Here is a 10,980-nt window from a genome sequence, read left to right as displayed (position 1 = left end):
GTGGCGGCGGTGGCCCCGCCCCGAACCCGGGCGCGGCAGCCGGCCCGGTGCGCCTGAGCCAGGCCGCGCCGGCCTTCCACGGCCGCAATGCGGCGGGACCGGGCAGTCCCGCCAACCCGGCCAACCCCGCCAATCCTGCATTCAACCCGCAGCGGGCCGAGGGCGGTCCGCGCGGGGCGATGCCGCAGGGCTTCGTCAATTCCGATCGCGGTGGCCAGCCGCAACCGCAGCAGCAGATGCAGGGGCGGGGCTGGACCACGCGTCCGGACCAGGCGCACGGCCAGCAGGGCGATCCGCAGGCCTTCGCGCGCCAGCAGCAGGAGCGTCAGTTTGGCGAGCAGCAGCGCGCCCAGCAGGGAATGCAGCAACAGCAGGACATGCAGCGCCAGCAGCAGGAACGCCAGTTTGGCGAGCAGCAGCGCGCCCAGCAGGGGATGCAGCAACAGCAGGAGATGCAGCGCCAGCAGCAGGAGCGCCAGCGCGGCGAGCAGCAGCGTGCCCAGCAGGGGATGCAGCAACAGCAGGAGATGCAGCGCCAGCAGCAGGAGCGCCAGCGCGGCGACCAGCAGCGTGCCCAGCAGGGGATGCAGCAACAGCAGGACATGCAGCGCCAGCAGCAGGAACGCCAGTTTGGCGACCAGCAGCGCGCCCAGCAGGCAATGCAGCAACAGCAGGAGATGCAGCGCCAGCAGCAGGAACGCCAGCGCGGCGACCAGCAGCGCGCCCAGCAGGCAATGCAGCAACAGCAGGACATGCAGCGCCAGCAGCAGGAACGCCAGCGCGGCGACCAGCAGCGCGCCCAGCAGGCAATGCAGCAACAGCAGGACATGCAGCGCCAGCAGCAGGAGCGCCAGCGCGGCGAGCAGCAGCGTGCCCAGCAGGCGATGCAGCAACAGCAGGACATGCAGCGCCAGCAGCAGGAGCGCCAGATGCAGGAGCAGCAGCGCCAGCAACAGGCCATGCAGCGGCAGCAGCAGGAGCAGCAGCGCCAGCAGATGGAACAGCAGCGCGTGCAGCAACGCCAGCAGCAGGAGCGCCAGGCACAGGAGCACCAGGTACAGGAGCAGCAGCGCCAGCAGCAGGTGATGCAACGCCAGCAGCAAGAGCAGATGCAGCGCCAGCAGCAGGATGTGCAACGCCAGCAGCAGGAGCACCAGCGCCAGCAACAGCAACAGCAACAGGAACAGCAGCGCCGCCAGCAAGAGCTGCAGCGTCAGCAACAGCATGCCTAGTCGGCGGCGTCAATGAAGAGAGGCGGGGGGTGACAAGACAGGAGCCCGCCGGTGCGCGGGCCTGAATCCCGCCGGAGTGCCGGGCGGGACCTTCGGCAAGCCGGCGCGTCGCGCGCGCCGGCCCCGGAGTTGACTTATTTGGCCAGTTCGGACAGGCGCACCTGGGCAATCTTGCCGCCCTGCACCCAGCCCACCACGGTATCGGCCACGGTGCCGCCCTTGGCGTCGATGCTCTCGATCTCGTTGGGGTTGGCATCCTTGGCCAGCGTCTTTACCGCCTCCGGCATCTTGGCGCGGATCGCCGCCACGTCGGTGGTGGTGCCGGCCAGCTTCATGGCGCCGGCCAGCGCGTACACCATGGTGTAGTTGAGCGACATCTCGGTGGTGGCATCGCGCCCGTCGTGCAGCTTCTTGTATTTGTTGTTGTAGTTCTGCGCGGCGGGGCGGCTGTCGTTGGCCAGCGGCATCACGCCGATCGAGCCCTCCAGCATGGCCAGGCCGTTGGTGACCTTGGACATCTCGTCGAGCTTGGCCTGGTCCATCACGATAAAGCCGCCCTTGAAGCCCAGTTCGCGCGCCTGCTTGACCACCAGCGCGGTCGGCTCCGACGGGCCGCCCACGAACATCACGTCCGGCTTGTCGGCCAGCACGCGCGACACGCCGCTGTAGAAATCGGTTGCCTTGGTATAGGACATCGGGTTGTTGGCCACCACCTTGCCGCCCGCACTCTCCCATGCAGGCACGAAGGCCTGAACCCAGGCCTTGGCGTAGTCATGGTCGGCCGGCGCCAGCGCCACGTTCTTGCCGTAGCGCTTCATCTGCGCCTTGATAAAGGGATCGATATAGCCGGTGTAGGCCGGCGGGATGCGGATGGTCAGCTTGTTGTTGACATCGGTGATGCGCGGCACGCTGGAGTACGCCATCACCAGGAACTTCTCCTGCTCGTTGAAGGCCTGCAGCGCGAAGATGCCACCCGAGTGCGGCACGAACACGGCGGGCGTCTTGTACTGCTGCACCAGCCGGCGCGCGTTGATCGCGGCCTCGGCCGGGGCGTACTTGTCATCGAGCGCGGCCACTTCGAGCTTGACCTTCTTGCCCTTGACTTCCAGGCCGGCGGCGTTGATTTCGTCGACCGCCATCTGGATGCCCGAAAGCACGTTCTTGCCGTACAGGGCGGCGCCGCCCGACAGCGGGCCGGTGTAGCCCAGCTTGACGACTTCCTGTGCGAAGGCGGTGCCCGAAGCCAGCAGCGCGGCCACGGCGGTGGCGGCGAGCGGGAAGAAGCGGCGGATCATCTTGGTTTGCATCTGGCGGTCTCCTGTTGTGTTTGCACTGCGTTCGTTCTTGTCCTGTCTTCCTGCCCTGTTTTCCTGCCCTGTCCTTCGGCCAGGGCTAGCCGCCGATATACGCGCGGCGAATTCCCTCATCCTTGAGCAAGGTTTCGCGGTCGCCTTCCATGACGATGCGCCCGCTCTCGATCACGTAGGCGCGGTGCGCGATGCCAAGCGCCGCGTAGGCGTTCTGCTCGGCCAGCAGCACGGTGGTGCCGGCACGGTTGATGCGCTGGATGACCTCGAACATCTGCTTGACCACCAGCGGCGCCAGCCCGAGCGACGGCTCGTCGAGCAGCAGCGCGCGCGGGCGGCTCATCAGCGCGCGCCCCAGCGCCACCATCTGCTGCTGGCCGCCCGAGAGCGAGCCGGCCGGATCGTCCTTCTTCTGCCGCAGGATGGGGAACATCTCGAACACTTCTTCGAGCGAGCGCTTGATGCCTGCCGAATCGCGGCGGTGGACGTAAGCGCCCAGCGTCAGGTTCTTCTGCACGCTCATGGCGGGAAACAGCTTGCGCCCTTCGGGGCAGTGCACCAGCCCGGCCTGCACGATCTGCGAGGGCTTCATGCCGGACAGCTCGCGGCCGTCGAAGCGCATGGTGCCGCCGCTGGCGCGGTGGATGCCGCTCATCGCCAGGAAGATCGAGCTCTTGCCGGCGCCGTTGGCGCCCAGCAGCACCACCAGCTCGCCGGCGCCGGCGTGCAGGGTGATGTTTTCCAGCGCGCGGAAGCTGCCGTAGGAAAGCGAAACGCGCTCAAGCTGCAACATGGTCGGCTCCCAGGTAGGCTTCGATGACGTGCGGATCCTGCTGGATCTGCGCGGGCGTCCCCTCGGCGATCTTCTCGCCGTAGTTGAGCACCATGATCTTGTCGGCCAGCCGCATGATCATGTCCATCTTGTGTTCGATCAGGCAGACCGTCTTGCCATGGCGGACCATCTTGCGGATCAGTTCGGCCAGGCCCACGGTCTCCTCCGGATTGACGCCGCCGGCGGGCTCGTCGAGCAGCAGCAGTTCGGCATCGGTGGCCAGCGCCAGCGCGAAGGCCACGCGCTTGCGCTCCTCCTGCGTGATGTCGGCCGCCACTTCATGGGCCAGGTGCGCAAGGCCGACGAACTCCAGCGCTTCCTCCGCCTTGGCGCGGCACAGGCGCTCTTCCTCGCGCAGCCGCCGCGTGTTGAAGAGCACGTCGGCCAGGCCGGAATGCGTGCGCAGGCGATGGCCCACGATCAGGTTGTCCAGCACGGTGGCGCGGTCGAACAGGTGGGTCGCCTGGAAGGTGCGCGCCACGCCCAGGCGGGCGATCTGGTCCGCGCGCAGCCCGGCCACGTCCTGGCCCTTGAGCAGGATCTGGCCGGAGCTGGGTGCGTGGGTGCCGGCGATCAGGTTGAAGAAGGTGGTCTTGCCGGCGCCGTTGGGTCCGATGATGGCGTTGATGTGGCCGGTCTCGAAGCGGATCGAGACATCATTTACCGCGGTCAGGCCGCCGAATTTCTTGGTCAGGTTGCGGATCTCAAGCATGGTCGACCCCTGCGTTGGCTGCGTTGGCTGCGTTGGCTGCGTTGGCACCGGCGGCCGGTGCGGGAGCCTGCGCGCGGCTCTTGCCGCCGCGCCGCGCGGCCGCGGCGCGCCTCGCCTGGCGCTTGGCCCACGAGCCGACGATGCCGTCCGGCACGAAGATGATGAGCAGGATCAGCACCGGGCCGAACACCAGCATGCGGTAGTCCTGCAGGAACTGCAGCGTCTGCGTCACCCACGGCACCAGCACCGCGCCCAGCAGCGGCCCGAGCAGCGTGCCGGTGCCACCGACCAGCATCGCCATCACCATGTCGAAGGTGAGGTCGGTGCGCGCGATATCGGGGCCGAGGAAGCGCACCTGGCCCGCGTACAGCGCGCCGGCAAAGCCCGCATAGCCCACCGACAGCACGAAGGACAGCACCTTGGTGCGCATCAGGTTGATGCCCAGCGCCTCGGCCAGCGCATCGCTGTTGCGCACGGCCATGAAGCTGCGGCCCAGCAGCGAGGTGACGATGCGGTGCATCACGAAGGTGCCGATCACGAGGAAGAACAGCACCAGGTAGTACTGCGCCTGCACGTTGTCGAACGCCAGCGGGCCCACCGACGCCGGCACCGGGATGCCGATCAGGCCCACCGTGCCGTGCGTGAGGCTTTCCCATTTCTCGATCAGCAGGTAGATGATGTAGCCGATGCACAGCGTGAAGATCGAGAAGTAATGGCCCTTCAGGCGCAGCGACACCACGCCCACGAAGTAGCCCACCACCATGCACACCACGCCCGACAGCGCGAACGCCACCCAGAACGGTACCTGGTGATCCACCGTCAGGATACCCAGCGTGTAGGCGCCGATTGCCATGAAGCCACCGTGCGCGAGGTTGAGCTGGCCGGTGTAGCCGGTGATCAGGTTCAGCCCCAGCGTGGCGATGGCGTAGATGAAGGCCAGCGTCATCACCGTCAGGTAGTAGCTGTTGGGCGTGAGCAGCGGGAACGCGACGGCCAGCGCCAGCAGCAGTGCCCAGCCGGCTTTTCCTTGCAATGCATTGGTCATGTTGCGCTCCTTAAGCGGCCTTGCCGGCAAACAGGCCCTGCGGGCGGATCGACAGGATGGCCACCAGCAGCACGAAGGCGATGATGTCCTTGTAGTCGGTGGAGACGTAGAAGCCGCCGAAGCTCTCGGCCATGCCGATGATCAGCCCGCCCACGATGGCCCCGGGAATGCTGCCCATGCCGCCGAGGATGATGATGACGAAGGCCTTGGTGATGACCAGGTTGCCCATGCTCGGGTAGACCAGGTTGATCGGCGCGTACAGCGTGGCGGCGATGGCGGCCAGCGCGCCCGAGATGGCGAACACCAGCAGGGTGACGCGGGTCGCGTCGATGCCCACCAGCGCGGCGCCTTCGCGGTTCTGCGCCATCGCCACGATGGTCGAGCCGGTCACGGTGCGCGTGAGGAACAGGTGCAGCAGCACCATCAGGCCGAAAGCCGCGCCGATGATCAGCAGGCGCTGGGCGGGGGCGGTGAGCCCGAACACTTCCACCATCTGGCCGTAGGGCGTGGGCATGCGGTTGAAGTCCGCGCCCCACAGCGCCTGCGCGCCGGCCTCGAGGAACAGCATGATGCCGATGGCGGCGATCATGTCGTGCAACTCGGGCGCGTTGCGCAGCGGATGGAACACCAGGCGATCGGCCAGCATCGACAGCGCTGCCACCGCCAGCGCGGCGGCGCCCATCGCCAGCCAGTAGTTCATGCCGAGCGCCGTCATCATGTAGTACGAGACATAGGCGCCGGCCATGTAGAACGCGCCGTGCGCGAAATTGGGCACGTGCAGGATGCCGTAGACCAGTGTCAGGCCCAGCGCCACCAGGCTATACACGCCGCCCAGCGTGAGGCCGTTCAGGACTTGTTGGAGAAACAACATCTCGGGCTTACCTCTTGGCTAGTCGCAAAAAAAATCGCGAACGAAGGCACGCAAGCCGCATGGCGGCATGCGCGGAAGCTGCGGCGCCGCGCGCGAGGCGCGGGCCGCTCATGGGGCAAATACGGGGATCAGCCGGGCGGTGGTGCGGCTTGCCGGATGGTGTGGTCCATGTCTTGTCTCCTGTGCAATGCGGTGCAATGCGGATTTGGCTGGTCGGGGGCGGGCCCCGCTGCCGGTGTCGTCGTGTCGGTGAAGGCGCCATGCGTTCGCACGCATATGCACGTTCCAGCACGATCGTTCGTTTTCATTGACTGTTGCATACGGCCTGAGGCACAGTCAAGGAATACGGAATAGTCTTCCGCACAGCGAAATAGCCGGCGCAGCCCGCGTCCGCAGCCATCCGGCGCGGCCCCGGGGCGCGTCCTTCCGCAGCCAGTTGCCATGTGTCGCCGCCACCCATGAAGCGCACTTCGTCGATCCCGCTGTCGCCCTGCGCATCGCCTGCCGGCGCTGCCAGCGCCACGCAAGCCACGCAAGCCACGCAAGCCGCGCACGCCACGCACGCCACGCATGCGACCCATGCGGCCGATGCGCAGCCGGTGCTGTTTTCCGGCACGCCCGCCGATGCGGCGCGCGACGACCGCAACTTCGTCACCGCGCTGGCGCGCGGGCTGGACCTGCTGCGCGCCTTCGGCCCGCATGACGATTACCTCGGCAACGCCGAACTCGCGCGGCGCGCCGGCATTCCGCGGCCGACCGTTTCGCGCCTGACCTACACGCTCACCAGCCTGGGCTACCTGATCTATTCGGAGTCGCTCGAGAAGTACCGCCTCGGGCAAGGTGCTATGGTGCTCGGGCAGCGCTACCTGGCCGGCTCGCGCATCCGCGAGATCGCGCAGCCGCTGATGCAGTCGCTCGCGTTCGCCACCGATTGCACGGTGGCGCTGGCCACCGCCGACCGGCACGAGATGGTCTACCTGGAGGTCTGCCAGCCGCGCGGCGCGCTGGTGATGCGGCTGGCGCCGGGATCGCGCCTGCCCACCGCCACCTCGGCCATCGGACGTGCGTGGCTGGCCGGGCTGGAAGCGCCGCGCCGCGCCGCCGTGGTGGCCGACCTCGAGCATTTCTACGGCAGCCGCTGGGCACCTATCCGCACCAAGCTCGAACGCGCGCTGCGCGACTACGGCAGGCGCGGCTTCTGCCTCGCGCATGCGGAGTGGGACCGCAGCGTGAGCGGCGCGGCCGCGCCGGTGGTGCTCGAAGGCGGCGCCGAGGTGCTGGCCATCAATATCGGCGGCGCCGCCACGCGGCTCACGCCGGAGATTCTCGATGGCAACCTCGGGCCGCGCATTCGCGAGCTGGCCGAGACGCTGCAGGCGCGGCTCTGGCAAGGACAGGGATAGCGAGGCATCATCGCAGCGGCATCGACATGCATCCACCGCCATCCCTCACAGCAAGGATCACAGCAAGAATCACAGCAAGAATCACAGCAAGAATCACAGAATTCCCGCGGCCATGTGAGCCGTACATCTAGCTGGCATTACAGACAAAGAAAACAAAGGAGACAAAGATGGAGATCCGCAACAAGACCGTGATCGTGACGGGCGCCGCCACCGGCATCGGACGTGCGCTGGCGCTGGCCTTCGCCGCGGGCGGCGCGCGCGGCGTGGCCGTGGCCGACCTCGACGAAGCGGGCGCGCAGAAGGTGGCCGCGGAGCTGGCGCAGGCCAGTCCCGCGTGCAAGGTCTTCGCGCAGCGCACGGACGTGGCCGATGCCGCCGCGGTGCAGGCGCTGGCGGATGCGGCCACCGAGCGCTTCGGCCAGGTGGACGTGTTCTGCTCGAACGCCGGCATCATCCTGCGCAAGGGCCTGGACGCCAGCGCCGAGGAATGGCAGCGCATCTGGGAGATCAACGTGATGGCCCACATCCACGCCGCGCGCGCGGTGCTGCCGCAGATGCTCGCGCGCGGCGAGGGCTACTTCGTCAACACCGTATCGGCCGCGGGGCTGCTGTCGCAGATCGGCTCGGCACCCTACGCCGTGACCAAGCATGCCGCCATCGGCTTTGCCGAGTGGCTGTCGATCACCTACGGCGACCGCGGCATCAAGGTCAGTTGCATCTGTCCGCAGGGCGTGCAGACCAACATGCTGTTCGGCGAGGACGGGGCGCGCAAGGGCTTCCTGCAGGCGGGATCGGTCACGCCCGAGCATGTGGCGCAGGTCACGCTGGCAGGCGTGCAGGAGGAGCGCTTCCTGATCCTGCCGCATCCCGAAGTGCTGGAGTACTACCAGCGCAAGGGCCAGGACTACGACCGCTGGCTCAAGGGCATGCGCCGCCTGCACGACAAGGTGATGGCCGAGTTCGGCGGCACCGTGGTGTGAGCATGGCCGCGCCCCGCGCGGCATCCCAGGCAATAACCCGATCAAAGCAAAAGAAAAAGCAAAAGCAAAAGCAAAGGGAGACATCAATGCGCAGCAAACCATTCGCGGCGGCCATGCTGGCCGCCTGCGCCGCATTTACCGCGCTGGCCGCGTCATCGGCCCGGGCCGATACCTATCCCTCCAAGCCGATCCGCATCGTGGTGGGCTTTCCCAGCGGCGGCGCGCCGGATATCCTGGCGCGGATCTTCTCCGAGAAGATTTCTCCCGCGTGGGGCCAGCCGGTGGTGGTCGACAACAAGCCGGGTGCGGGCGGCAATATCGGCGGCGAGGCCGTGGCGCACGCCGCGCCCGACGGCTACACGCTGGCCATGGGCACGGTGGGCACGCACTCGATCAACGGCGCGCTCTACGCCAGGATGCCGTACGACATGGTGAAGGACTTCGTGCCGGTGATCCTGGTCGCGTCCACGCCCAACGTGCTCGTGGTCAACCCCGCGGTGCCGGCCAGGAACGTGCAGGAACTCATCGCGCTGGCCAAGGCCAAGCCGGGCGGCCTCACCTTCGGCACGCCAGGCGTCGGCACTTCGCTGCACGTGGCGGGCGAACTGTTCAATTCGATGGCCGGCGTGAAGATCACCCACGTGCCGTACAAAGGCCGCGCCATGGCCATCCCCGACCTGCTCGGCGGCCATATCACGATGATGTTCGACAACCTGCCGTCGGCGCTGCCGGTGGTCAAGGAAGGCAAGCTGCGGGCCTTGGGCGTCACCAGCGCCAAGCGCTCGCCTTCGGCCCCGGACATCCCCACGCTGGCCGAGCAGGGATTGCCGGGCTTCGAGGCCGATTCCTGGTTCGCCATCTTCGCGCCGGCCAACACGCCCAAGGATGTGGTCGCCAAGCTCAACGCCGAACTCAACCGTATCTACACGCTGCCCGACGTCCAGGCCAAGCTCAAGACCCTGGGACTGGACCCGATCCTAGGCACGCCGGAAACGCTGGCAAGCTACCAGCGCGCCGAGATCGCGAAGTGGGCGAGGGTGGTGAAGGAGTCGGGGGCCAAGGCGGAGTGATCGCCCCGGAGCGCACAGTCGGGGCTGGCCTGGCGGTGTAAGGCTTCCCCTCTCCCGCAGCGGGCGCTGCGGGGGAGGGGAGCAAGCCGGCGGGATCCCGGTGCAGGGCGCCGGCCGGGCGTCAGATATCCGCTTCGGCCGCGCCCCGCGCCTGGGAGCCACTGCCGCTGCGCAGCCGGCTGAAGCTCACCACCGCGCCCACCGTGGCCACCGTCGCCGCCACATACAAGGCCAGCCTTGCCGCGCCGGTCTGGTCCACGCTGAACAGCAGTGCGACCACCGCGGTGCCGGTGGTCTGCCCCAGCAGCCGCGTGGTGGCCTGCGCGCCGCTGGCGCCGCCGCTGCGCGCGGGCGGCGTGGCGCCGATCATGGCGCGGTTGTTGGGCGACTGGAACAGCCCGAAGCCCAGCCCGCACATCGCCATGCGCCAGCCGATGCCGAAGCTCGATGCGTCGGGGCCGAGCAAGGCCAGGCCGACCAGCCCGCTGCCGAGCAGCGCCAGCCCGACTCCGGCCAGGATGCTGGCGGGATAGCGGTCCGACAGGCGACCCGACAAGGGTGCCATGATCGCCACCATCAGCGGCCACGGCGTGATCAGCAGCCCGGTCTCGTGCAGCGAGCGGCCCAGCTGGTATTCCAGGTAGAACGGCAGCGCCACGAAGGCCAGCATCTGCGCCATGAAGGAGCAGAACGAGGTACCCACGGCCAGCGTGAAGGCGCGGTTGCGGAACAGGTCCACCGGCACCAGCGGCGCCGGCTTGCCGCGCTGCATGCGCACCAGCCCCAAGCCCAGCAGCGCGGCGGCCACCAGTCCGGCCGCCGCCGCAGGACGCAGGCTGGCGTGGCCGGCGCCGTCGACGCTCAGGATGAACAGCGCGAATACCACTGCCGACAGCAGCGCGCTGCGATAGTCGAAGCCATGCGGCTGGGGCGGCGTGGCCGGCAGCGCGCTGCGTGCCAGCACGAGGGCGAACACCGCCACCGGCACGTTGATGGCGAACAGCCACGGCCAGCTCGCGATGGACAGGATCAGTGCGCCCACCGACGGGCCCACGGCGATGGTGATGCCCACCACCAGCGCATTCAGCCCGATGCCGCGGCCGAGCTTGGTGGGCGGATAGATAAAGCGCACCAGCGCCGTGTTCACGCTCATGATGCCGGCGCCGCCCACGCCCTGCAGCACGCGCGCCGCCACCAGCACGGGCAGGTTCGGCGACAGCGCGCACAGCAGCGATCCGAGCAGGAAGATCGCCAGCCCCGCGCGGTACACCCGCTTGTAGCCAAGGATGTCGCCGAGCGAGGACAGCGGCAGCAGGCATACCGTGACGGTGAGCTGGTAGGCGTTGACCACCCAGATGGTGCTGCTCGGGTCTGCCGCCAGCTCGCGGGAGATCGATGGCAGTGCGATATTGGCGATCGAGCCGTCGAGCACGGCCATGATGAGGCCGCAAAACACGGTGAGGATGGCCCAGCCGCGTTGGGGGTGGGGGAGGCCTTGGTGTGTCTGCATGGGAAGTGGGGGAGTGCC

Annotated in this window: 10 protein-coding genes; 3 read left to right on the top strand and 7 right to left on the bottom strand. The window is 68.0% G+C overall.

Annotation, left to right across the window (positions count from 1 at the left end; genetic code table 11):
- From AC1DKV_RS12140 to AC1DKV_RS12115, 6 genes are all read right to left on the bottom strand, one after another.
- The coding region (locus AC1DKV_RS12140; protein ID WP_477137611.1) for a hypothetical protein at nucleotides 1–1,226 on the bottom strand (1,226 nt) is incomplete at its 3' end.
- A 140-nt stretch (nucleotides 1,227–1,366) separates the two neighbouring features.
- Nucleotides 1,367–2,539, bottom strand: coding sequence for an ABC transporter substrate-binding protein (locus AC1DKV_RS12135; RefSeq protein ID WP_441614729.1), 1,173 nt, complete (start codon nucleotides 2,537–2,539; stop codon nucleotides 1,367–1,369).
- An 85-nt stretch (nucleotides 2,540–2,624) separates the two neighbouring features.
- Complete coding sequence (locus tag AC1DKV_RS12130; RefSeq protein WP_441614727.1) at nucleotides 2,625–3,332, bottom strand: ABC transporter ATP-binding protein; 708 nt, start codon at nucleotides 3,330–3,332, stop codon at nucleotides 2,625–2,627.
- Nucleotides 3,319–4,083 (bottom strand): ABC transporter ATP-binding protein, encoded by a 765-nt coding sequence (locus AC1DKV_RS12125; protein ID WP_441614725.1) that lies wholly within the window; start codon nucleotides 4,081–4,083, stop codon nucleotides 3,319–3,321. Before AC1DKV_RS12125 ends, AC1DKV_RS12130 begins: the two co-directional genes overlap by 14 nt.
- On the bottom strand, nucleotides 4,076–5,128 hold the full coding sequence (locus tag AC1DKV_RS12120; protein WP_441614723.1) for a branched-chain amino acid ABC transporter permease: 1,053 nt from the start codon (nucleotides 5,126–5,128) through the stop codon (nucleotides 4,076–4,078). Before AC1DKV_RS12120 ends, AC1DKV_RS12125 begins: the two co-directional genes overlap by 8 nt.
- 10 nt (nucleotides 5,129–5,138) lie before the next feature.
- Nucleotides 5,139–5,999 carry a branched-chain amino acid ABC transporter permease gene (locus tag AC1DKV_RS12115; RefSeq protein WP_441614721.1) on the bottom strand — a complete coding sequence of 287 codons (861 nt, stop codon included), beginning with the start codon at nucleotides 5,997–5,999 and terminating at the stop codon, nucleotides 5,139–5,141.
- 458 nt (nucleotides 6,000–6,457) lie between these two features.
- On the opposite strand from AC1DKV_RS12115, the gene AC1DKV_RS12110 reads away from it, so the two are divergent.
- The 3 genes from AC1DKV_RS12110 (at nucleotide 6,458) to AC1DKV_RS12100 (ending at nucleotide 9,452) form a co-directional block, all read left to right on the top strand.
- Entirely contained in the window at nucleotides 6,458–7,402 is a 945-nt protein-coding gene (locus tag AC1DKV_RS12110; RefSeq protein ID WP_441614719.1) for an IclR family transcriptional regulator, read from the top strand.
- Nucleotides 7,403–7,569: 167 nt separating this feature from the next.
- Complete coding sequence (locus AC1DKV_RS12105) at nucleotides 7,570–8,382, top strand: SDR family oxidoreductase (protein ID WP_441614718.1); 813 nt, start codon at nucleotides 7,570–7,572, stop codon at nucleotides 8,380–8,382.
- A gap of 86 nt (nucleotides 8,383–8,468) precedes the next feature.
- The gene (locus tag AC1DKV_RS12100; RefSeq protein ID WP_441614716.1) at nucleotides 8,469–9,452 is read left to right on the top strand and encodes a Bug family tripartite tricarboxylate transporter substrate binding protein; all 984 of its coding nucleotides are present in this window, start codon (nucleotides 8,469–8,471) and stop codon (nucleotides 9,450–9,452) included.
- 121 nt (nucleotides 9,453–9,573) lie between these two features.
- On the opposite strand, the gene AC1DKV_RS12095 is transcribed toward AC1DKV_RS12100, so the two are convergent.
- Entirely contained in the window at nucleotides 9,574–10,962 is a 1,389-nt protein-coding gene (locus tag AC1DKV_RS12095; RefSeq protein ID WP_441614714.1) for an MFS transporter, read from the bottom strand.
- Nucleotides 10,963–10,980: the final 18 nt, after the last annotated feature.

It is taken from the genome of Cupriavidus sp. 05T41, from assembly GCF_056396525.1.
This window is presented reverse-complemented; position numbering and strand designations above follow the sequence as displayed.